Genomic DNA, 23,220 nt, shown 5'->3' with positions numbered 1-23,220 from the left:
AAACTAAACGGGGTTAAAGTAGGGTTGCCGACAAGTTGTTAAATTGCTCTAAACTCTGTCATTCTTGCCGGGCGCGACTCGGTTCATCTCAACGGGGAAGGGGCACCCCGGTGGCATTTGTTTGGGGCAGCAAACGCGGTTGTGACCGCTCGATAAGGAGGGCCGCACAGCGGCTCCTCATGACGTCGATTTTGATTTCGGTTGCATCCGGCAGCTCGGCGCAGGTCGTGCGGCCGCCGACGCGTGAGCAAGTCACTAGACCGACGGAACCTACACCGCAGGGTCGTCCGCGCCTCGAGGTGGAAGGCGGCGTTGAACGCGCTCCCTGCGCCCTCGACGGGCCTGAATATCAGAACATTCGCTTTACGGTCCGAGGTGCGGAGTTCGAAGGGCTTCAGGGCCTTCCGGTCGCTGAACTCAACGCCGCTTACGCGCCCTATGTCGGGACGGAACAACCGATCTCGGTCGTGTGCGAGATCCGCGACCGAGCCGCCACCATCCTTCGCAATGCTGGCTACGTCGCCGCCGTTCAGGTGCCGGAACAGAAGATCGACAATGGAATCGTGCACTTCCGCGTTCTGATGGCGCATCTCACCCGGGTGCGCGTGCGCGGCCAGGCGACCGGGGCCGAAAAGGCGATCGCCGGTTATCTCAATCAACTCACGAAAGAGCCGGTCTTCAACCGAAACGACGCTGAGCGCTACCTGCTGCTGGCGAGTGACATCCCGGGCTACACTGTTCGTCTGACTCTCCGGCCAGCCGGAACTGCCCCGGGAGACGTGATCGGCGATGTGACGGTGCAGCACCTGCCCGGCTACCTCGATTTCAACGTCGAGAATGGAGGTTCAAGAGAGCTTGGTCGCTGGGGTGGCCTGCTTCGCGGTCAGCTATACGGCCTGACGGGTCTCGGTGATCGCACGACCCTCGCGTTGTACTCCACGCCAGACTTCCATGAACAAAGGACGGTTCAAGTCGGTCACGACTTTCGGGTCGGTCCCGAGGGCCTCACCATTGGGGGTGCATTCACTTATTCCTGGGCCAACCCGACCGTCCCCGATGTGGATGTCCCATCTACAACGCTCCTCGCCTCGTTCGAGGTCGGCTACCCGTTCATTCGCAAGCAGTCGGCGACCCTGCGAGGCGCTGCCGGCTTCGAATATATCAATCAGGACGTTGAGCTCGATCATATCGACCTCACGAAGGACCGGCTGCGCGTTGGCTACATCCAGTTCACGGGCGATGCGATCAGCAACGACTTCAGCAATCCCGGCTACTCGCTGGCCGAGCCCAAATGGCACCTGTCGGGCTTCGTCCAGCTGCGTCAGGGCCTCAACATTTTCGGTGCCACCAAGTCGTGCAATGGCTTGAGCTGCCTCGATCCCGGCCACGTCCCGCCCAGCAGGATCGAAGGCGATCCAACTGCGACCGTGCTCCGCGGCACAGTCCTGAGCGAATTCCGTCCTGTGCCCCGTTTCACGGCGGCACTCGGGGTTCAGGCGCAATATGCATGGAACCCGCTGCTGAGCTTCGAAGAGTTTGCGGCCGGCAATTACACCGTGGGCCGCGGCTACGATCCTGGCGCCCTGCTCGGCGACCGTGGCTGGGGCACGCAGGCAGAGCTCCGCTACGGCAGCCGCGTACCAGCCAGCGCCAAGAAGCCCGCCATCGAAGGCTATGCCTTCTGGGACCACGCTAGCGTCCACAACCTGGACCAGTTGTTCGACATCGAAGGAAGCGATCACCTCAATTCCGTCGGTGCGGGTGCACGCGTCAATTTCGACCGCTTCGCGCTCGATGCTGCGCTCGCGGTTCCGCTCACGCGCATTGGCATCGAAAACCGGCGTCCTCCGACGCGCTTCCTAGTCTCGCTGACGACCAGGCTCTGGCCATGGAGCTTCCAATGACCAAGACTAACGTTCTCGCAGATCGCCGCACCCGCAAGACCCTGTTGATGTCCTGCGCTTCCATTGCGCTCGCCGCAGCAGCGCTCGCGCCGCAGGAAGCACATGCCCAGTCACTCGGGGCCTTCCGCGGCAATATCACGGGAACGGTCGGCACCGTCTCACGGACACCGACCAGCAACACGACCGAGACCATCAAGATCGGATCGCCCACTGCCACGATTAACTGGTCGCCCACAGGCCAGCAGCAGGGCGGAGGAGCGCTGGACTTCCTGCCGAACGGAAACACTGCGACCTTCACGAGCACTGTCGGCGTCGCTGACTACACGGTCCTCAATCGCATTGTACCCAACACGGGACAGGCGATTGCCCTAAACGGACACGTTGTTTCGACTCTTCAGGGCACGAATGCGACCGGCGGGAAGGTCTGGTTCTATAGTCCTGGCGGAATCGTGATCGGTGCATCGGCAGTGTTTGATGTCGGCAGCCTGCTGCTCACCACCAACGACGTGACCAACTTCGGAACCACTGCGAACGGCTTCACTGCATCGTTCAGCGGTGCGGCCGGATCGACTTCGAAGATCCAGGTCCAGAACGGCGCGCAGATCAATGCGCTGCAGCAGAATAGCTACGTCGCTTTGGTAGCGCCACGAGTCGAGCAAGGCGGCAAGGTCCGCGTGAATGGCACCGCGGCCTACGTTGCCGGCGAACAGCTCAGCATGACGATGAACCAGGGGCTCTTCGACATTCAGGTCGATGTCGGCACGACTGATTCCAACGGCGTCGTCCATACCGGCGAGACGAGCGGCCCCGCGAATGCGGCCGCGGCCGACAACCACATGATCTACATGGTCGCAGTTCCGAAGAACCAGGCGCTGACCATGCTGCTTGGCGGGACCGTTGGCTTCGACGACGCGAGCTCCGCTAGCGTGACGAACGGGGAAATCTTCCTGTCCTCAGGCTGGGGCGTCCAGGATTCCGACGGAAGCCATCATTATTACACCTCTACGCCCGGCCTGAGTGCTAACCTCGACATCGGTCCGGGGAACTATACGTCAGACGTCACTGCTATCGGGCAGGGAGCACTGACGGCGTTTGCCGATGCCGGCGACATCACTTTCGGCGGCAATTTGACGCTGAACAGCTGGTCGGGCGTCGGCCCCATCGACGTCGCCATCGGTGCAAGCAACGAACACCAACTGAGCGTCGCGGGCGACCTCAACCTGCTTAGCTCGAGCCCGAACTATGGCTATGGATCGAGTTCGGTCGTCGCTTCCAGCGGCGGAACCGTGAACATTGGCGGCTCGGCAAATCTCTATTCCTGGAACGGCTCTTCGGGCGGAAGTTCGAGCTTCGTGGCCGATGGCGGATCGATCACCGTCGGAGGAGCCGCACATCTTTACGCGGCGGGCGAATCCGACGGCGCAGCGACGGGCGACAGCTTGGGTGCGGACGGCTACGGCGGCGACGTTACGGTCAGTGCGATCGATGGCGGCAGCATCACGACTGGCGACATGTTCCTCGATGCGTACGGGATTGGCCAGGCGGCGACCGGAACCGGCAGCGGCGGTAACGGTCAGGGCGGCACGATCTACGTAGAAGCCGATTATGGCGGCTCGATCCATGTGAACGGCTCTCTGAGCGCGAATGCCAGCGGCCAGGGCGGCAATGCACCGGGCCAGGCTGGAAGCGGCTACGGCGGGGGTGCGGCCCTCTATCTTTACGGCGGGTCGCTTACCACCACTGGCGACCTCACGATCTACGCGAACGGCCTTGGCGGCGACGGACTGACCGCGGGCGACGGCCATGGCGGATACACGACGGCCTATCTCACCGGCACCGTTGGTGACGCCGGAACCTATGCGGCCGGGCTGACGATCGGCGGCGACCTCAGCATGCAGGCGTCAGGCACGGGCGGCAACGGCCTCAACAATGTCGAAGGTACCGGTGGTACCGGCGGTAGCGGATACGGCGGGTACGCCAATTTCTATGCCGACCTGGACGTCGATCCTGAAGCCACCGCGATCCTGTCGTTCGGCAATGCCGAAGTGTTCGCCAATGGTACGGGCGGCAACGGCGGCAACGGGATCATCGGCGGCGATGGTGGCCATGGCTACGCCAACGAGGCCGGCTATGACGGCGTGACCAGCTTCGATCTCTTTGGCGGCAGCATGACCACGGGCGACTTGCTGGTGTACTCAACGGCTCGCGGCGGCAATGGCGGCTCCGGTTCGAACGGCGCAGGCGGCCATGGCGGCGACGCGCAGGGCGGCTATTCCAGCATCCTTGTCGGCGGAACGCTGACCGCTGATAGCGTCCTGTCCTACGACCGGGCGATCGCCGGAAACGGTGGCACCGGCACGAGCCAGGGTGACGGCGGTTATGCAGACGGTGGTTACGCCTCGGTCGACGTGATGGAAGGCGGTCACCTGACGGGCAGCGTCGACATGTCCACCGCCGCAATCGGCGGCGCGGGCAATACCGGCGGGGACGCCAACGGCGGCTACAGCTGGCTGGATGTCGAAGGCACGTTGACGGGCGGAACGGTCTCGGTCGACAGCAGCGCAACGGGGGGAGCCGGTGTTGCTCAGGGCGGGCAGGCCTGGGGCGGATCGACCGATTTCGACGTCTACGGCGGCACGGCGACATTCACCAACGCGCTGCTCCACTCAGGCGCAATCGGGGGCAACGCCTCGGCGGGCGCGGCGGGCTATGCGCATGGTGGCAGCACGTCCATTCAAGCCGGGTATGGCGCATCGATCACGGGCGGCGACCTGACTGCTACGGCGAACGGGACCGGCGGCAATGGATCGAGTGCGGGCGGCGGCGAAGCCGGGGACATATCGCTCGACGCCTACGGCTATGGGTCCGAAAGTCCGACGAGCATATCCCTGGCCGACGTCGCGCTGAACGCGATCGGAACGCTCGGCACAGGAGCCCCTGCCGCCGCAACCAACGGCGGCTTCGGCTACATCGAAGTCTCCGCGAGCGGCGCATCCGTTAGCGCGGACTCGCTGACCGCGAGCGCCAACGGCAGCACGTTCGGCGGAGGTATCTACCTCTCTGCCGATTCCAATGGCAGCCTTTCCTTCGGGTCGGTCAACGCGACCGCAAACAGCAGTGACCTCGGCGGTGCCGTCATCGTCGAGTCCGCAAGCGGCAGCACGATCGATCTTGGCGATGCCGAGCTCCACGCCAACGGGGGCATGAACGGGTACATCGGCTTGCTTGCGGGCGATTACAGCGGCGGCGGCGAAGGCGATCAGACGCCCCATGCGGCGGCACTCCCGGCTGGCGGCGGCATCTCGGCAACCGACCTCACGCTCGACACGACCGGCGTCATTTATGCGATCCTGAGCGGCGGGGCGGATATCTCCGCTTCGGGCACCCTGCAGGGCAATGCCGGCCAGTACATCAACCTGTTCGATGACGGCACCGGCGGCGCCATTCGTGCTCACCGCATCGATCTCACGTCCACGACGATCGATTCCAACGCGCGGCTGATCGGAGACTCCATCAAGCTGACGACAGCCGGCTATATGAACCTCGGGGACGTGACGGCATCCACGGATGCGACGTTCAATGCTGGCAGTCTGGCGAGCTTCAACGGGATCGTCGACTCCCCTGACATCACGGTGACTTCCGGCGATATCGACATTGCAGATGGAGCATCGCTGGGCGTCTGGGGCCATACGAACAACGTCACGCTGAACGCTCTCGATAGTGGACAGCCCGTCATCATCGGCGACGGCGGTCCCGAAAGCGGTGAAGGCCAATATGTTCTCAACGAAGACGGGGACATCGCGACCAGAAACCTTACGATCAATGCGCAGGGCGGCCGTGACGTAGAGATCTACAACGTCGGCCTGGACGGCAGCGGGACGGCAGGCGGTGGGGCGAGAACCATCACGCTCAACACCGACGGTTCTGTGTTCGTGAATGGCCTCGTCGACTTCACTGGCGTCGGCGCTGACGACGCGCTGAACATCAACGCGGGCCATGCGATCGAAGTGAATACGGACACCGGCGGCATCCGGCTGACCGATTCCGACGGAAATATCTCGGGCAACCTTGGGCTGAGTGCCGATAACATTTGGGTTGGCAGCGGTTCCCTCCTCGGGCTCCTGGAAGGCAATCCCAACTTCGACGGCCGAGACGGTGCGCTCGGCGCGAATTCTGGAACCGCCAATCAGGACGGCTTCATCCGCGCCGGAACGATCTCAGCGAGCGTCGTCAACAGCTTCCTCGTACAGAATAGTGGTACGACCGACCTGTTCGCAGGCATCGATACCGGGCCCGGCGGCTTGTCGGTCGTCAGCGCTGGTAACACGCTGGCGACCCTCATCATCTACGGTCGGCAGACAACCGGCGACGGTACCATCATCACGAACCAGGACTTCCTCGGCCGGGTTCTGCTCTCCGGGGCCGGCTTCACTGAAGACTCTGCGGTCAACGGCTGTCGCATCGGTGAAGGTTGCGGCGGCGGCCCCGTTCAGAACCCATTCGCCATCAACAGCTCGACGATCCTCGGGCCTCTCGGCGAGGACGACAACGATAAGGACAAAGACAAAGAGGACGGCGAGGAGAGCGATGACGGATCGGCTTCCGACCCGAACATGCGCCTGATCAACACCACGCCTATCAACCTCGACAAGCAGATCGACGATCCTGTGACGAGCGGCGGCGACATCGTGATCGGGATCAACTGACGCTTAGGGAATTGGAGGACATGATGGGCAGAACAGCCATCGCCATAGCGGCCGCGGTCTCCACCCTTGGGCTGACCGTCCCCGCTTCAGCGGTACCCCTTAGCGTTCGGGATACATTCCGGATCGGCAACTCGGGCACCATCTTTTGCTCGGCGCAGACGTCGGCAACCGATCCCATGCTCAAGAGCATGTTCGATTCCGGCTACGCTGTGACCTGTCGCGATGCGGCATTGCCCGTTGGCAAATTGTACAAGCTCGAAGCATCTGCGGATGCTCAGGCGCGCCTCGCGGCAAGCCGCGCAGGACAGAGCGGCTGCAGCGCTCCATCGTCTGCCAACGTCGCCGACCTCGGCCGTGTTGAGATGATCGACTGCAAGCTCAAGGACGCCGACGTCGGTTACCGCGTCTACACGTACCGCAAGGGCAAGACGCTCTACGTGGCGGAAGGCCTCGCTGGGTATGACAGCGTCCTTCAACTCGGCTTGCGCAGCATTATCGCCGATCGGCCGGTGAACGGAGAGATCGCTATCGCCACCACCGGCGCCGGCGATCCCGCTGCCTTCGCCCGCGTTCAGGCGGGAACCCTCGATGCTGGCAGGGCGCTCGCAGAAGCCTATCGGCGCAACAATGCTGGAAGCTACGCCGAGGCAGCCGAGTTCTTTGCTGCCGTGGGTGGTTCAGGCGACGCGCCGCTGAGCCATTCCGAAGCGCTGGCCAACGAAGCGCTCCAGAAGTCCAATCTTGGCCGGTACGCGGAAGCCGACGCGCTTTTCGCACGCGCAGCCGAGCAGGTCGGATCGGACCCGCTGGTTGCCCGCCGTCTGCGCAACTATCGCGCAATGCACCTGCTCAACCAGGGCAATTCCAAGGACGCAATCGCGGAGCTCGACAAGCCGCTCCCAACCGGGGCGGAAGGTAACGGCGGCGATGGCAAGGGACTCCAGATCGACGCTACGGCGGCCACGCGCCTCAACGCCGACTCTAGGCTCGGCCAGCAACTGGGCGAGCAGTCCGACGAGCTTCTCCCCGCGGAAAAGCTGCAGATCCTCGACGCTCAGGCGCTCCAGCTGCGCGGCTCTGCCTTGCGGATAGGGGGAGACCCCAAGGCGGCTGCGGAAGCACTCCGCAGTGCCGACGCAAAAGTCGCTGCCGTGCGGAGCGGCAAGGTCGCGTCCATCGTATGGATGCGCGCGCAGATAGCAGGCGATCTCGCTTCGATCGCCGAAGAACAGAAAAACAATGCCGAGGCGGACCGCCTGTACCGCGAAGGTGTGGCAATGCTTGAGGCGAACTATCCCGGCTCAGTTGCCGTATTGAACGCCAAGGCGCGCCTCGCCGGTTACCTCGCGCGGAGCGGCCAGTCCGCGGCTGCTGAAGCCATGTTCCGCGACATCGTCCATTCGCAGGCGGACACGGGCAATCTATCGCCATCCTTCGCGCATATGCTTCAGCCTTATGTCGACGTGCTGCTGAAGAAGGGCAACGATCCGGCGGCAACTGCGGAAATCTTCGCTGCCACCCAGCTGATGGTGCGCCCCGGCCTCGCGCAGACGCAGGCGATCCTTGCTCGGGAGCTGACCGGTGGAACGGACGAAGCATCGCGGCTTTTCCGCCAGTCGGTTACGTTAACCCGCCAAGCCGAGCGCGACCGTGTGGAGCTCGCTCGCATCGAGGATTTGGCCAAGCCAACGGCCGCCGATCTGGGCCGGGCACGCATCCTTCGCGCGTCGCTCGATCAGACGCAGAAGCAGCAGCTCACGACGCAGGCTGCCCTTGGCAGCTTCCCCCGCTATCGCGCGGTCTCAAGCGAGGTCATCTCGCTTCCCGATCTGCAGAAATCGCTACGTGCGGGCGAGGCTTATTATCGCATGACGATCGTTGGCGATCGCACCTATGCGGTGCTCGTCACCCCGACGACGGCAAAAGCGGCAGCGCTTGAAACCACCGGCGCCCAGCTGGGCGAACAGGTAGATGCGCTGCGGGACACGATTTCTGCGGAAGAGAACGGCAAGCGTGTCACCTACGCTTTCGACGTCGGCCTATCGCACCAGATCTACAATGAGCTGTTCGGGCCGTTCGCAGCGCAGATCGCAGGCGCCAAGCACCTGATCTTCGAACCGGACGGACCGATGCTCCGGCTTCCGGCGAACCTGCTGGTCATGGATCAGGCTTCGGTTGACGCCTATAAGCAGCGTGCCGCTGCCGGCGGTGACGCCGAGTTCGATTTCCGCGGCATCCGCTGGCTCGGCCGCGACCGCGACATCAGCACATCGGTCAGCCCGCGCTCCTTCGCGCAACTGCGCAGTGCCCCGGCATCCGCGGCAACGCGGCCGTATCTCGGCCTCGGCCAGAACACGCCACCGGCGTCCGCTGCTGCGCAGCTGGTCCCGGCCACCGCCGACCGTGACTGCATCCTGCCGTTGTCCTCATGGGCCAACCCCATCTCGGCTCATGAGCTTCAGGTTGCGGCGAACATCGTTTCCACCGCGAACGGACAGGGCGCGCAGATCATCACGGGCGACAACTTCACGGATACCGGACTCGAAGCGCGCGGCGATCTCGATCAGTATCGGATCATTCACTTCGCGACCCACGGCGTGGTCACGGCGCGCGCGCCCAAATGCGCGGCTCAGCCTGCCCTCCTGACCAGCTTCGGGGGCACCGGCTCGGACGGCCTCCTGACGTTCCGTGAGATCTTCGACCTGCACCTCGATGCCGACCTCGTGATCCTGTCCGCTTGCGACACCGCCGGAAAGGCAAGCGCCGCGGCTACCCAACAGGCTGGCCTGGTGACCGGCGGCGACGTCGCGCTCGACGGGCTTGTTCGTGCGTTCGTCGGCGCAGGCGGCCGCCTCGTCCTCGCAAGCCACTGGCCTGTCCCGGACGACTTCAACGCCACGCAGCGCCTGATCACCGGCATTTTCTCGGCACCGCCGGGAACTCCGACGGTCACAGCGCTCCGCATGTCCCAAAGGCAGCTGATGGACGACGTGAACACGTCGCACCCCTTCTACTGGTCCGCCTTCGCGGCCGTCGGCGATGGAGAAATACCGGTGATCCGCTCGACGCAACGGATTGCGTCGGCCGCCAAGCCCTAAGGGGTTAGCGAGACTCCTGAGGTCGCGGAGCGGGATCGCCGCAGCGGCACGTCGTCACGCGCATGGCGCGACGCTTCACCGGGGGTGCGTCCTGATGCGTGGTCGGTGCCGCGGGGACGACTTCATCCGCAGATGCGAGGACAATCGGCGCCGGATGAGCAGCTGATGCCTGCTGCTGGGCAGGAGCCTTGGGCGGCTCAGCGACCGCACCGACGGTGAACGTCAGCGCACTTACCGAAGCAATCAGCGACCGGAAAAGCAATGCCGTCTCCCTCACGAACTTGCGAGAGGGTAGGCCGAACACGGTTTCGAATTGGTTGTTGAGAATGATTAATGCCGCCGCCCAAAACGCCCCGCGCGCACAATATCACTGATTTTTCATTTGAAAACAGATACTTAGTTAATGTCGGATTCACGACAGATTGTTTGACATTTTGTTAACAAGAGAGCACATTCCCGCGCCTTGACTAGGCGCAAGGGGGCAACCATGGCCACGTCACTTACCAACAAGAATCGCATGTATCTCACGACCGCGGGCGTGCTGCTGGTCGGTGTAGCTGCGTATGGGCTCGGCCGGATCTATCCGCCGCTGGGACCGAGTGCTGGTACCGTCGCTCCGGCCGACCGCTACGTTTCGGCGCAGGTCGGTGAAGGCGATGTGACGCTTGGCGACACCTCGGTGCCCGAGCTGATGCAGACCGATGCCTTCCAGGTGATGGTCAAGGATCCGAATTTCCGCCAGCTTGCCGGTGATCCGGGCTTTGCGGCGCTCGCGTCGAACCCGGCAGCCATGTCGGCAATCGCTGCCAATCCGGCCGCATTTGCCGCGCTGGCGAAGGACCCATCGGCTTTCCACCAGCTGGTTCAGTCAGCCTCGGCAGTTTCGGCTGCATCGCAAGCGACAGCTGCTCAGGCAGCAGCGCTCAGCGCGATGGCACAAAACACCGCTGGTTTCTCCAAGCTCGCAGCTGACCAGCAGCTCTTCTCGGCCCTGTCGAACAACGCTGCCGGCTTTGCGGCGTTGGCTAAATATCCAGGTGCCTTCGCGGCGATGTCGGCCAATGCTGCACAGTTCGCGAAATATGCGAACAACTTTGCGGCGTTCAAAGATGCGGCGCTGAAGGGCAGCGATCCTGCAATGGCCGCCGACAAGGCAGCCTTTGCGGCGCTCGCCAACGACGCGAAAGCAATGCACGCACTCGGAGCCAATCCGGGCGCGTTCTCGGCTCTGGCAGGCAATGCCGGCGCATTTCGTGCGTTGAGCGCCAACGGCGGCCAGTTCGCGTCAGCCGGCAAGGCAATCGAAGCGATGGCTCAGAACCAGGGTGCGTTCGCAGCCTTGTCGAAGAACGGCAGCTCGCTGCAAAGCGCGATGTCGGCGGCCGCAGCTCTGTCGTCGCACATGGGTGCTGCCCATGCAACGAATGACGCGGCCATCTCTGCGGTGGCGCTGAACGCTAAGGCCCTTTCCAGCCTTTCGTCGCAGCCGGCGGCGCTGTCGGCGATGGCAGGCAACCCGTCAGCCTTCGCAGCACTGTCGAACCATCCGGCGGCGTTCGCGGCGATGTCGGCCAATGCGGCGCAATTCGCCAAGTACGCGACCAACTTTGCAGCGTTCAAGGATGCCGCGCTGAAGGGTAGCGACCCCGCAATGGGCGCGAACAAGGCGGCATTTGCGGCTCTCGCGAGCGATGCAAATGCGATGCAGGCGCTCGGCGCCAACCCGGCTGCTTTCTCCGCTTTGGCCAATAACGCCAGCGCATTCCGTGCGCTGACGGCCAACAATGCGTCGCTCAAGGACAGCGCGCTGGCGGCAAGCATGATGGCGAAGAACCAGGCATCGTTTGCCAGCTTCGCCAAGAACGGCGCCGCACTGGCTCAGGCGGCCATGGCGGCGCAGCAGTTCAACTCGGCCGCTGCCGCTGCGTCGCTTGCGTCCCAGGGCAGGATGAGCGCGCAGATGATGTCGGCGATGCAGTCGAACCCTGGCGCGTTCGCAGCGATGACAGCCAATCCCGGCGCGTTCGCTGCGCTCGCCAAGAACGATGCAGCCCTTGCGGCCTTGTCGCGCAACTCCTCGGCCTTCGCGGCCTTGTCGAGCAACGCGAACTTCAGGCAGCTGGCCTCCAGTCCGTCGTTCGCTGCAGCGTTGCAGAACGGCAGCTTTGCAAAGGCGATGGCGGCTGACCTGAGGTAGTAAAGCCGCCCAGCGGCTGAGGGGGGACATTGAGGGGAAAGCGGCGGCCGGGCTCGGCCGGTTCCAGCCTAGTCGCCGCGCTCCTCCTCGGCAGCGCTTCCGCTGCGATAGCACAGCAGGCGCCTCCCGCACCGCAGCCGCAACCCAACACGACTACTGTTCTGGAACGAGTTCCCGGGGGACCGCTGCCGCCGGATCGAAAGGAAGCCGGGAAGGAAGAAAAGACAGAACATGTCCCGCCCGACGCGTCCGGCATTGACCTGACGACGCTCGAGACGAAGGATCTGGACCTGCTCTATTTCGATCCGGTCCAGACCTACCTTACGCCCTACATCGCGCGGTCGTTCGAGAACGCGCTCGTCTTCCACAAGAAAATGTTCGACTGGAAGCCTTGGGAGCGCACGACGATGCTCCTCAAGGACTTCAGCGATTATGCGAATGCCGGCGCGCGAGCCTCACCCAACAACGCGATCCTGATCGACGTCGCGCCTCTGTCCATTTCGATGGAGACGTTCACGCCCGGAGAGCGCTTCTTCACGATCGAGAATCATGAGCTCGCGCACGTTGCGACGATGGACGTGTGGAACAAGCGCGATGCCGGCTGGCGCCGCTTCTTCCACGGCAAGCCGATGCCGATCCCGGAGCATCCCGAAAGCATCTTCTACAACTTCCTCTCGACCCCCCGCGTGAACACGCCGCGCTGGTATCTGGAAGGAAGCGCGGTCTTCTTCGAGACCTGGATGTCGGGCGGTCTGGGCCGCGCTCAGGGCGGTTATGACGAAATGGTCTGGCGGGCCAGGGTCAGGGATAATGAGAAATTCTATTCGCCGCTGGGCTTGGAATCGGAAGGCATCGCCGTCGACTTCCAGGTAGGCGTCAACGACTATCTCTACGGTACGCGCTTCTTCTCTTATCTCGCGCTGAAGTACGGTCCCGAGAAGGCTGTCGAGTGGCTACGCCGCGGCGAAGGCAGCAAGCCGTTCTACGCTGATCAGTTCAAGCATGTGTTCGGCCTCAAGCTGAACAAGGCATGGAATGACTGGATCGCGTTCGAGCACGACTACCAAAAGGCCAACCTCGCAAGGCTCGCGCAATATCCGCTGACGCAGACGACGCCCCTTGCCCCGCACGGCCTGGGCTCGATGTCCCGCGGATTTGTCGATCATAAGACCAACAGCCTGATCGCTGCGTTCCGCTACCCAGGCGTGATTGGCTTCATCGGCCGCATGAACTTAGCGACCGGGAAGCTGACCAAGCTCCAGGAAATCAAGGGCATGATGCTCTACAAGGTGACCAGCGTCGCCTTCGATGAGCAGGCGCGGACCGCTTACTATACCGAGGACAATTACGCGTTCCGCGATGTGCTGGCGGTGAATGTCGACACGGGTCAGCGGCGCATGCTCCTGAAGGACGCGCGCGTCGGCGATCTCGTGGTCAATCCGGTCGACAGGTCGATCTGGGGCATCCGCCACGAGAACGGCCTCGCGACGATCGTCCGCATCCCGCCGCCCTACGCCGGTTTCAACCAGGTTCACACGTTCAAGTACGGCCAGGTGCCGTTCGACCTGGACATCTCCCCCGATGGAAAGCTGCTGTCCGCCTCGTTCGGTGAGATCAACGGAACGCAGACGGTGCGCGTCTGGAAGCTTGACGAGCTATCGACCGATACCGACCCCGTAGAGGTCGCACGCCTCGCCCTTCCGCCCTCGACGCCCGAGGGCTTCGTCTTCGCCCCCGACGGAAAGACGATGTACGGCACGTCCTACTACACGGGTGTCTCGAACATCTTCCGCTTTGATACCGGCAGCCAGAAGTTCGATGCTGTCAGCAATGCCTCGACTGGATTCTTCCGTCCGATCCCGCAGGCGGACGGATCGCTGATCGCCTACGAATATAGCGGCAAGGGTCTTCAGCCCGTACGCCTCGAGCCAACTGTCGAAGAAGATCTGGGGACAGTGGAATTCCTCGGCACCAAGGTCGTCAAATCGCGCCCAGAGCTCAAGAACTGGGGCGTCGGATCCCCCTCGAAGATCGACCTCGATGCGATGGTCACCGCTCGCGGCAAATATCGCGGCGCGCAGCGCATGCGGCTCGCCGCGATGTACCCGATCATCGAGGGTTATAAGGGCGCCATCTCACCGGGATATTTCTTCCACTGGGAAGACCCGCTCCAATTCAACCAAGTCAACCTCAGCCTCAGCGTTACCCCCTTCGGGCAGTTGGAGGACAAGGACCGCTTCCACGCGCGCATCCAGTACAAGACGCTGAACTGGGACCTGCAATATAAGCACAACGGCGCGGACTTTTACGACATCTTCGGCCCTGTCGAGCGCAGCCGCCGCGGCGACTCCTTCATCGTCAAGTATGACAAGACCGGCATCTACGACCCGCCGCGTCAGCTGGACTGGTTCGGATCGGCCGCGGCTTATTTCGGGCTGGAGAAGCTGCCGGGGGCGCAGAACATCCCGAGCCCAGGGAATATAGGCTCGTTCGAAGTGGGCGTACGCTACACCAACACCCGCAAGGCGCTCGGCGGCGTCGACCATGAAAAGGGCATTGCATGGCGCCTGCTGAGCGATCTGGATTGGGACATGAACGGCGGCCACGCCTTCCCGAAGATCTACGGCGGCATCGACTATGGCGTGCCGCTACCGATGCCCAACAGTTCCGCCTGGGTTTATGCGAGCGGCGGGCTTGGCTGGGGCGAGCGTCTTAACCCGCTGGCGGCCTATTATTTCGGAGCATTCCGCAACAACTATGTCGATGAGCGGCCCGAGAAGCGGTACCGCGAGATGGAGAGCTTCCCAGGCTTCGAGATCGACGAAATCGCAGCGCGCAACTTCGCCAAGGTCACTGGCGAGATCAACTTGCCGCCGGTGAGGTTTGCCGAGGTCGGGACGCCCGTCTTCTTTCTTAGCCACCTGCGCCCCGCGGTGTTCGCGGGAGCACTGCTGACCGAAGCCCCGGAGGGCGGCTCACATCACTACTATAACCTCGGCGCTCAGCTCGACTTGAACTTTACGATCGCACTCCGGTTGCCGATGGTTTTCTCCGTCGGCGCCGCGGGCGGTTGGGCCGACGGGCACTACAGAAAGACGGAACTGCTCGCTTCGCTGAAGATCATGTAGACTGATGCCGATGTTGCTGACCCAGTTTGCACATTGGGGCGTCGCCCTCCTCCCAGTACTGGCCTTGCTCACCATTTTCGTGTGGCTCGATGCGTTCAAGCTGACGAGCCTTCAGGAGGTCCTGTTCCTCCTGCTGCTAGGCGGCGTCGGTGCGCTTGCCGCCTGGCCGGTCGCTGGCCGGTTCCTCGACACGTTGCCGATCGGCTTCAACAATTACAGCCGCTACGTCGCGCCCTGGATCGAGGAGGGCATCAAGGCGCTGATCATGATCGGCCTCTTCCGGTTCAACCGGATCGGCTACAAGCTCGACGCGGTCATCTCGGGCTTCGCGATCGGCGCCGGCTTCTCGGTCATCGAGAACATCATCTACCTGATCCGCTTCCCCGACTACGACGCCGGCACTTGGCTTGTCCGGGGCTTCGGTACGGCGATCATGCACGGAACGACCCTCGCCCTTCTTGCCGCAATCGCGCACGAATTTGCCGAGCGCGAGACACGGGAGTCAGCGGGCGAGTTCGACTTCCATCTTTGGTGGTTCCTGCCCGGCTATTTGCTCGCCGTGGTGCTCCACATGGCCTTCAACCATTTCCCGGACCGTCCGCTGATCGCCATGCTGGGTGCTTTGATCATAGCACCTGTCGCTCTGATCGGGATTTTCAGTTTCGGGACGACCGAAGCGCAGGAGTGGCTCAAGGAAGAATATGCGGCTCACAAGCTGCAGCTGGAGGCGCTCCGTTCAGGCCGTTGGCCCGAAGGCGCATCGGGTCAAAGAATCGCGGCCTTGGCCGAGCGAGTGGATTCCGAAACGGCGAAGCGGCTTCGGCGCTACTGGGAAGTTCAGGCCTGGCTGGTCGTCGAAGCAGAAGAAACGTTGATCGAAGAATCCGAGGGCGACGCTGAGTTCGATCCCCACCAAATTCGGGCAGCATTTCATGAGCTCGATGGCCTCAAGCGAGCGATCGGACGAAGTACATTTGCCGCCTTCAGCGCTCTCCTGCCCTTCAGCCGCAACGACCAGTGGGAGGTCTCGGAGCTGAGGCAACGCGTCGGTCACTGATCGAAATCAGAACCCTTAAGTATTTATAGCAGCTTGCGAATCTGTCGCCCGGCAGTCATCACAGTCTACCCCTACGCGGGTATGAACCCGCCAGCAGTTGCGTCCCACAAACTCGAAAAAGGAGTGGGCGATGGAATGGGAAACGCCGTTCGACCGACTGGTTGCGGAAGCGCACCAGCATGGCGAACGCCGGGTCCGTACCGGGCGCTGGTGGTCGACCACCAAGCCGACCGAAGAAGAAGCCAACGAGCAGCGGCAGGAGATGCCGCCGATGCCAAATCCGATCCGCTGAGGGACTGGCTTTACCCCCAGACTAGCCAGTCGAACTGACCGGCTCCGCCATCGATTGCGCTTGAAATCACCGAACTGTGGTCAGTGGAATCTGGCGGAGAGGGTGGGATTCGAACCCACGGTACGGTTGCCCGTACGCCGCATTTCGAGTGCGGTGCTTTCGACCACTCAGCCACCTCTCCGCGGGGTGTCTCACTGTCCGGCAAGGCTGCCGGATCCGGTCGGACGCGGCGCTCTAGCAGTGAGCATCGGGGTTGCCTAGATAGTATGGCATGACCCCTTTTGAACCTTTCGAGCGTTCCAGCGGCGTGGGACAGAAAATCGACATCCCCTCCGCCCGGTTCGGCATTGGCGACGTGGTGCGCCACAAGATCTTCGACTTTCGCGGCGTTGTCTTCGACGTCGACCCATTCTTCAACAATAGCGAGGAATGGTATGAATCGATTCCGGAGGCGCTCCGTCCGTCAAAGGACCAGCCCTTCTATCACCTGATGGCCGAGAATGCGGAGACGACCTACGTCGCCTACGTCAGTCAGCAGAACCTGATCGTCGACGAAACCGACGAACCGGTGGATCACCCCGGAATCGCGACGCTGTTCGATGGAATGGAAGACGGCCGCTATCACCTTCGGCCCGAGCACCGGCACTGAATGGACTGACGGCGCGGACCGAAATCCGCGCCGTCCCCCTGTTAACTTCTCACGCGTTTAGCTTGGCTCGCATCCGAGACTGAAACTCTGCCTCTGGCAAGTCATTGTCATCGGCCTTTGCAAATCTGCATCGGGCTGTTGCAATGCAGCAACAAGCCTTGGACGAGCAGCCTTATGGTTGACACTCGCAGCACCCTGCCATAGGCGCCTCCACTTCCCGCGCGGGCCCCGGCTTAGCGCCCACATTCGCGTGGGACCGAAATTCTATTGGAAAGAAAAGCCAATGTTCGCAGTCGTGCGCACGGGCGGTAAGCAATATCGCGTCGCCCCCGGAGACAAGATCGTCGTTGAGAAGCTCGACGGCAACGCGGGTGACCGCATCACACTCGGCGACATCCTGCTCGCCGGTGAGGGTTCGAGCCTCCAGTCGACCGACGGCCTGACCGTCGCGGCGGAGATCGTGGCCCAGGCCAAGGCCGATAAGGTGACGGTGTTCAAGAAGCGGCGCCGCCACAATTATCGCCGCAAGAAGGGCCATCGCCAGCAGCACACGATCCTGAAGATCGTGGCGATCGGCGATCAGAAGGAAGCCAAGAAGGCTGCGCCGAAGGCCGAGGCTGCGCCGAAGGCGGACAAGCCCGCTCCTGCCAAGTCGGAAGAAACGAAGGTTCAGGAAGACGCGCAGAAGAAGGGTGACGTTGCTGGCACCCCGACCCCGAACCCCGCTCCCAACAATGAGGAAGCGGCGGGCGCGGCCAAGCCTGCGAAGAAGGCGGCTCCGGCCAAGGCCAAGGAGTCGACAGAAAATGCTGCACCTGCTAAGGCCGCAGCCAAGAAGGCCCCTAAGGCCAAGTAATCAGACATTTACAGATTCAGGGCAGTAGTTCGTCATGGCACATAAAAAAGCAGGCGGTTCCTCCAGGAACGGACGCGACAGCGAAAGCAAGCGCCTCGGCGTGAAGCTGTTCGGCGGCCAGGCTGCGCGCGCCGGCAATATCATCGTTCGTCAACGTGGCACCAAGTGGCACCCAGGCAACAACGTGGGCATCGGCAAGGATCATACCTTGTTTGCGCTTACGGACGGCTGTGTCGCGTTCCGCGACGGCAAGCTTGGTCGCAAATACGTCCACGTAATGCCGATTACGGAAACCACAGCATAGGAACGGTCATAAAGGGACCGTTCCCAGAAGGGGCGGCCCGGACGAGATCTTAAAAAGATCGAGACCAAAAAGGGAGAAGGGGAGCCCCGGAAGGGGTCTCCCCTTTTTCTTTGCCTTCTCCCGAAACTGTCATCGGGCGCCGCTAGGCGCTCGTGTCGAGGAGAAGAGTGATGTTCGCGAGAACGCCAAGACTGCTGCTGAGGCCGGGTTTCCCGGAGGACGCGCCTGCGCTTGCCTCTGCGATTGCCGACGAAGCGATCGTACGCAACCTGGCGACGGCCCCGTGGCCCTACCGCATGCGCGATGCAGAGGCGTTTCTCGCATGTCCGCGGGACCCGATCCTGCCGTCCTTTCTGATTTTCGAGCGGACTGATGGCGCGCCCCAGCTCGTTGGTTGCTGCGGCCTCGGCCGGCGGCCGTCCGGCTCGGTGGAAATGGGCTATTGGATCGCACGGTCCCACTGGGGGCGCGGCTTCGCGACCGAAGCCTGCGAGGCGCTCATCTCGATAGCGCGCGCGCTCGGCCTTCCGAGTCTGGAAGGTTCGCACTTCCTGGATAACCCAGGAAGCGCGCGCGTGCTCGAGAAGCTGGGCTTTGAACCGCTCGGCATCGTCGCCCCGCGCATGAGCTGCGCCCGCGGCGAGGAAGCGCCTGCGAGGCTGATGCGGCTTGAGCTGCTGACCGCGCGCGGCGTCGCTGAGGATGAAGACGAGGCGCTGGCCGCGTAGGAATAGCCCCTCCCCCTAAATGGGGGAGGGAGCGAGCTTAAGCCGCTCGCCTGACCTTGCGCTTTGGCTCCGGCTCTGCCGGCGCGCTCGCCGCATGGGTAGCAAGCAAATGCCGGTCGTCCTCATTCCAAGGGTGAAAACCGGGGAGGAAAAACTTCACCCAGGCGCCTGCGATTTTCCGGAACATGCCGGGTCGCACCCACAAATAGGTCAGCAGCAGCCACCACGCCCGGAGTCCCGTCACGCCGTCCTGGCGCATCAGCTCGAGCGCGCCCGCCGTGCGGTCGACCAGGAAGTTGCGGGTGACAAGCAGCATCACCTTAGCCTTGACCTTCCAGCGCTTGAACCGCGGCCAGTTGCGCGTGGCGTAAAGCCAGGTGTCGTAAGCGACGCCCTTGTGTTCGATCTCTTCTGCAGCATGCCAGCGCCAGAGGTCCGCCGTCGCCTGCTCTGCACCTTCAAGGTGCTTCGAATTCGCCAGCAGCTGATGCGCAAGGATGGCCGTAAAATGCTCCAGCGCCATGGTCGCTGCGACGTTGACGATCGGCGGCCGGTCCTTGGTGATCGCCAGCCGCTCGCCGACGCGTTCCTCAAGCTTGGAAAGGTCGTAGCCCGAACTCTCGGCGCGCTTGTTGAACGCATCATGCTCCCGGCTGTGGATCGCTTCCTGCGTGGTGAAAGCCTTGATCTCTTCGGCGAGCTTGGGCGGAGCGCCTTCCCGGAACGCCCGCACGCTCTCCACGAAATAGGCTTCACCCTTCGGGAAAGTCGTCGATAGCGCATTGTAAATAGCGGTCGCTTCCACGCGCCCGCCGTGCCACAACCTGGGCGTGGCCGTTTCGCGGCCGAACCTGCGGTCGCGTGGCGTAATGCTAAGATCCGCCGGAGTCGGTCCGTATAGTGCGGTCATGAGGGGAAAATAGTCGAACTTACATCAGTGTCAATAAGACGTCGTCGCCTTAGCCCGGAAGAAAGCCGATCCGCCGCGCTCGACGCTGCGCGCGAGTTGCTGTTGGCCGAAGGTCCGTCGGCGGTGACGCTGAAGGCCGTGGCGGGGAAGATCGGCCGAACCCACGCTAACCTCCTCCATCATTTTGGATCCGCTGCGGGCCTCCAGGCCGAGCTTGCCAAATCGATCGCGGATGCCGTCACCGCGAGCATCGCGGATGCCGTTGAAAAAGCGCGCGCGGGAGAGACCGATGCCCGCGTCGTCATCGACCAGACGTTCGACGCTTTCGGCCGAGAAGGCGCAGGCGCACTCGCCGCGTGGATGATCCTCACCGGCAATCGCGACGCCCTGAACCCGATCCTCGACTCCATTCGCGGCCTGGTCGCGCAGCTCAGCATCGGTCACGAAGACCATCAGGTCGCAGAATCGACGCTGGCCCTCTGCCTCAGCGCATTGGGCGACGCACTGCTCGGGCCGCCTTTTGCCGACGCTCTGGGACTCGACCACGACACCGCGCGCCGCCTCGCCGCGGATCGCCTACGCGCCCGGCTCGACCTTTATCGCCATCCGGCGGGAGCCAACGATCCGGACTAGCACGGCGTCCAAGGGGGGACTGAAAGGCTCTCTCCTCGCCATCACCGAGGACATCGGTCCCGGTGTCGTAACCGGCGCAGCCGACGACGATCCCAGCGGCATCGCGACCTATTCCCAGGCCGGCGCGCAGTTCGGCTACGGGCTCCTCTGGACGATGCTCCTCACCTACCCGCTGATGGCAGCGGTGCAGCTCGTCAGCGCCCATGTCGGTCGCGTGACGGGATCTGGTCTCGCGAAGAATATGTGCGGTGCGTTCCCGCACTGGATCGTTTCGCTGCTCGTCACGATTCTGCTGGTCGCGAATATCTTCAACATCGGCGCGGACCTCAGCGCGATGGCGGCCGCAACCGAGATGGTCGCGGGCGGGAACAGCCACGTCTACGTGATCCTCTTCGGAATCGTCTGCGTCGTGCTGCAGCTGTTCGTGCCCTATCGCCAATATTCCGAAGCATTGAAGTGGCTGACGCTAAGCCTACTGGCCTATGTCGCCGTGGTCTTCCTGGTGCACATCAACTGGTCTCAGGCGGTGCGCGGGATGATCTGGCCGCGCGAATTCAGCACAGCAGCCTTGCTCACGATCGTGGCTGTTCTTGGCACAACCATCAGCCCCTACCTCTTCTTCTGGCAGAGCTCGCAGGAAGCGGAAGAGATCGCGACTACCGGCCAGCATCCGCTCAAGCAGGCGCCCTTGGCAGTCTCGCGACAATATCGCCGCATTCGGATCGACACGCTCGTCGGAATGGCTCTCTCTAACCTAATTGCGCTAGCCATCATGCTCGCAACGGCGGCTACGCTGCATTCCCAAGGGACCGTGACTATCGGCTCGGCAGCCCAGGCCGCGGAGGCGCTCGAGCCGGTAGCAGGGCGGTTCGCCTTCCTGCTGTTCGCGCTGGGCATTATCGGCACGGGCCTTCTCGCAGTGCCTGTCCTGGCGGGATCCGCGGCATTCGCAGTTGGCGAAACGCACGGCTGGAAGTCAGGGCTTGAGTACAAGCCGCTCGAAGCCGCGCGCTTTTACGCGATCATCGTCGCCGCAACCTTCATCGGCGTCGCCCTGGACTGGTCCAATCTCAATCCGATCAAGGCTCTGTTCTGGAGCGCGGTCCTGAACGGTGTCTCGGCTGTGCCGATCATGGCGGCGATGATGATGGTGGCGTCGAGCCGAAGGATCATGGGTCACCTACACGAAAAGCGGGGCTTGCTGACCTTCGGCTGGGGAGCGACTGCAGTGATGGCGGTCGCATCTGCTGCGATGCTGGCCACCAGCTTCACCGGCTGAAGTCTTACAAAACAGCAATATCCGGCACCTTAACGTTGCACAGGCGTTACGGCGGCATGCGTAAGTTCTTCAACCTTTGCGCCACAAAGATCTCGACAGCTGCAGGGCAGCCGTTGACGTTTATCGGCGCGAGCGCGCTCATTGTGATCTGGGCGATTACCGGACCCATGTTCGGCTATTCGGATACGTGGCAGCTGGTCATCAACACCGGCACCACCATCGTCACGTTCCTGATGGTGTTCCTGATCCAGAACAGCCAGAATCGCGACGGCGCCGCCATGCAGGCCAAGCTCGACGAGTTGCTGCGGGCCGTCGACAAGGCGCGCGAGCAGTTCATCGGCATCGAGCATCTGACCGACCAGCAAATCGAATTGATCCGCAACGCACTGGAGCGCCACGCCAAGCAACTTAAGGAAGAAGGAAAACAGGCGACCGCTGAAGATACCGTCGATCGGCTGCTTAACCGAATGGCCGGCCCCGGATCTTAATGGTTGGGCTCGGTCGGAATGCGATGATCGACTGAAAGTTGCTGGTCCGCCTCATCGATGGCGCGCAGCAATTCACTGAAAGAGGGCGCATCCTCCACCGGCCAGACCCGATCGAACGTCGGTCCGAGAATATTCAAGTCATGGCGCGTCAGCAGTCCGACTGCGACGATCCTGTCTTGCGGCGGCATGATTCCAGATTCCTGACATATGTTAAGTTAAACGCCTGCAAGCTTTTGAAGTGCCAAGCGTTTCGGATCAGCATCGGTTCAGCAACGCATTCGTAGCGAGAAAGACACAGCGCGTTCGCTGGAAACCGAGTTCTCGCACCCCAATCTTTGCAACACATGCCTGTACCCGTCCCAGAATGGCAGACGCTCGCGATCTATGCCGTCGCCGCCGCTGTCCTCATCATGCTGCTGCAGCGGATCCCCGTCGTCGGCCGCCTGATCCGCTTCGCGATCTCAGCGGGCCTGCTTGCCTTCCTGATCTTCATCCTCCTTCAGCAAGCCCCCTACTCTCCTGAGCTTGCACGCCTGACCGGCAAGCTCGGCCTCGACGACCAGAAGGTCGAGGGCAAGGAACTGCGCGTCCGAATGTCGCAAGACGGCCATTTCTGGGTCGTGGCCTCGATCAACGGCGTGAAGCGGCGGATGCTCATCGACAGCGGAGCAACCATAACCGCCATCTCCCAGCAGACCGCGCGCGAAGCCGAAGTCGACACGGGCACCGGCCTCACCCCCGTGATCCTTCGCACCGCCAATGGCGCGACCCAGGCGCAAACCGGCGCAGTCAAGGAAGTACGCGTCGGAAACATCGTAGCCCGCAACCTGCGTGTAGTGACGGCACCGGGCCTGGGCCAGCTCGACGTTCTCGGAATGAACTTCCTGTCGAAGCTACAGTCATGGCGCGTGGAGGACGGTACACTGATCCTGGTCCCGCATCATCCGCAGGTGGTCGCCAAAAGTTGACACTACGCCCGCGCAGGGCAAGG

General features: G+C 62.7%; 18 protein-coding genes and 1 tRNA gene. 15 read left to right on the top strand and 4 right to left on the bottom strand.

Annotated elements, in window-relative coordinates; all coding sequences use genetic code 11:
- Positions 1–179 precede the first annotated feature (179 nt).
- From AC4GYV_RS01045 to AC4GYV_RS01035, 3 genes are read left to right on the top strand one after another with little or no spacing between them, the layout of a single operon-like run.
- Entirely contained in the window at positions 180–1,904 is a 1,725-nt protein-coding gene (locus AC4GYV_RS01045; RefSeq protein ID WP_491098806.1) for a ShlB/FhaC/HecB family hemolysin secretion/activation protein, read from the top strand.
- Positions 1,901–6,610: a beta strand repeat-containing protein gene (locus tag AC4GYV_RS01040; protein ID WP_491098805.1), complete on the top strand. Its 4,710-nt coding sequence runs from the start codon at positions 1,901–1,903 to the stop codon at positions 6,608–6,610. Before AC4GYV_RS01045 ends, AC4GYV_RS01040 begins: the two co-directional genes overlap by 4 nt.
- Before the next feature lie 23 nt (positions 6,611–6,633).
- Complete coding sequence (locus tag AC4GYV_RS01035) at positions 6,634–9,708, top strand: CHAT domain-containing protein (protein WP_491098804.1); 3,075 nt, start codon at positions 6,634–6,636, stop codon at positions 9,706–9,708.
- 4 nt (positions 9,709–9,712) lie between these two features.
- Here AC4GYV_RS01035 and AC4GYV_RS01030 read toward each other — a convergent pair whose 3' ends face one another.
- Entirely contained in the window at positions 9,713–9,985 is a 273-nt protein-coding gene (locus tag AC4GYV_RS01030; protein ID WP_491098803.1) for a hypothetical protein, read from the bottom strand.
- Positions 9,986–10,195: 210 nt separating this feature from the next.
- On the opposite strand from AC4GYV_RS01030, the gene AC4GYV_RS01025 reads away from it, so the two are divergent.
- The 4 genes from AC4GYV_RS01025 to AC4GYV_RS01010 all read left to right on the top strand — a co-directional run bounded on the left by AC4GYV_RS01025 (position 10,196) and on the right by AC4GYV_RS01010 (position 16,382).
- Entirely contained in the window at positions 10,196–11,905 is a 1,710-nt protein-coding gene (locus AC4GYV_RS01025) for a hypothetical protein (RefSeq protein ID WP_491098802.1), read from the top strand.
- Positions 11,906–11,934: 29 nt separating this feature from the next.
- Positions 11,935–15,033 carry a YncE family protein gene (locus AC4GYV_RS01020; protein ID WP_491098801.1) on the top strand — a complete coding sequence of 1,033 codons (3,099 nt, stop codon included), beginning with the start codon at positions 11,935–11,937 and terminating at the stop codon, positions 15,031–15,033.
- A 64-nt stretch (positions 15,034–15,097) separates the two neighbouring features.
- Entirely contained in the window at positions 15,098–16,090 is a 993-nt protein-coding gene (locus tag AC4GYV_RS01015; protein ID WP_491098800.1) for a PrsW family glutamic-type intramembrane protease, read from the top strand.
- 130 nt (positions 16,091–16,220) lie between these two features.
- On the top strand, positions 16,221–16,382 hold the full coding sequence (locus AC4GYV_RS01010; RefSeq protein WP_491098799.1) for a hypothetical protein: 162 nt from the start codon (positions 16,221–16,223) through the stop codon (positions 16,380–16,382).
- Positions 16,383–16,473: 91 nt separating this feature from the next.
- On the opposite strand, the gene AC4GYV_RS01005 is transcribed toward AC4GYV_RS01010, so the two are convergent.
- Positions 16,474–16,563, bottom strand: a tRNA-Ser gene (locus tag AC4GYV_RS01005).
- Between the two features lie 126 nt (positions 16,564–16,689).
- Between AC4GYV_RS01005 and hspQ the strand changes: the two genes are divergently transcribed.
- From hspQ to AC4GYV_RS00985, 4 genes are all read left to right on the top strand, one after another.
- Positions 16,690–17,031: a heat shock protein HspQ gene (hspQ, locus tag AC4GYV_RS01000; RefSeq protein WP_491098797.1), complete on the top strand. Its 342-nt coding sequence runs from the start codon at positions 16,690–16,692 to the stop codon at positions 17,029–17,031.
- 283 nt (positions 17,032–17,314) lie between these two features.
- Positions 17,315–17,887: a 50S ribosomal protein L21 gene (rplU, locus tag AC4GYV_RS00995; RefSeq protein WP_491098795.1), complete on the top strand. Its 573-nt coding sequence runs from the start codon at positions 17,315–17,317 to the stop codon at positions 17,885–17,887.
- A 34-nt stretch (positions 17,888–17,921) separates the two neighbouring features.
- Positions 17,922–18,191 (top strand): 50S ribosomal protein L27, encoded by a 270-nt coding sequence (rpmA, locus tag AC4GYV_RS00990; protein WP_491098794.1) that lies wholly within the window; start codon positions 17,922–17,924, stop codon positions 18,189–18,191.
- Positions 18,192–18,361: 170 nt separating this feature from the next.
- Complete coding sequence (locus AC4GYV_RS00985) at positions 18,362–18,919, top strand: GNAT family N-acetyltransferase (RefSeq protein WP_491098793.1); 558 nt, start codon at positions 18,362–18,364, stop codon at positions 18,917–18,919.
- A 37-nt stretch (positions 18,920–18,956) separates the two neighbouring features.
- Here AC4GYV_RS00985 and AC4GYV_RS00980 read toward each other — a convergent pair whose 3' ends face one another.
- Positions 18,957–19,829 carry a metal-dependent hydrolase gene (locus tag AC4GYV_RS00980; protein ID WP_491098792.1) on the bottom strand — a complete coding sequence of 291 codons (873 nt, stop codon included), beginning with the start codon at positions 19,827–19,829 and terminating at the stop codon, positions 18,957–18,959.
- A gap of 27 nt (positions 19,830–19,856) precedes the next feature.
- On the opposite strand from AC4GYV_RS00980, the gene AC4GYV_RS00975 reads away from it, so the two are divergent.
- Genes AC4GYV_RS00975 through AC4GYV_RS00965 form a run of 3 tightly spaced genes read left to right on the top strand, consistent with a single transcriptional unit; the run spans position 19,857 to position 22,229 of the window.
- On the top strand, positions 19,857–20,462 hold the full coding sequence (locus AC4GYV_RS00975; RefSeq protein WP_491098791.1) for a TetR family transcriptional regulator: 606 nt from the start codon (positions 19,857–19,859) through the stop codon (positions 20,460–20,462).
- A complete protein-coding gene (locus AC4GYV_RS00970) occupies positions 20,350–21,741 on the top strand; it encodes an NRAMP family divalent metal transporter (RefSeq protein ID WP_491098790.1) in 1,392 nt (463 codons plus the stop codon). Before AC4GYV_RS00975 ends, AC4GYV_RS00970 begins: the two co-directional genes overlap by 113 nt.
- A 56-nt stretch (positions 21,742–21,797) precedes the next feature.
- Positions 21,798–22,229 carry a low affinity iron permease family protein gene (locus AC4GYV_RS00965; RefSeq protein WP_491098789.1) on the top strand — a complete coding sequence of 144 codons (432 nt, stop codon included), beginning with the start codon at positions 21,798–21,800 and terminating at the stop codon, positions 22,227–22,229.
- Here the strand turns inward: AC4GYV_RS00965 and AC4GYV_RS00960 are convergent.
- Positions 22,226–22,417, bottom strand: coding sequence for a hypothetical protein (locus AC4GYV_RS00960; protein WP_491098788.1), 192 nt, complete (start codon positions 22,415–22,417; stop codon positions 22,226–22,228). The genes AC4GYV_RS00965 and AC4GYV_RS00960 overlap by 4 nt on opposite strands.
- A gap of 156 nt (positions 22,418–22,573) precedes the next feature.
- Between AC4GYV_RS00960 and AC4GYV_RS00955 the strand changes: the two genes are divergently transcribed.
- Positions 22,574–23,197, top strand: a complete 624-nt coding sequence (locus AC4GYV_RS00955; RefSeq protein ID WP_491098787.1) for a retropepsin-like aspartic protease family protein — start codon at positions 22,574–22,576, stop codon at positions 23,195–23,197.
- Positions 23,198–23,220: the final 23 nt, after the last annotated feature.

Source organism: Sphingomonas sp. SP4 (assembly GCF_058313375.1).
Note: the sequence above shows the minus strand (reverse complement) of the source record. Positions and strands in the feature narration are given on the sequence as shown.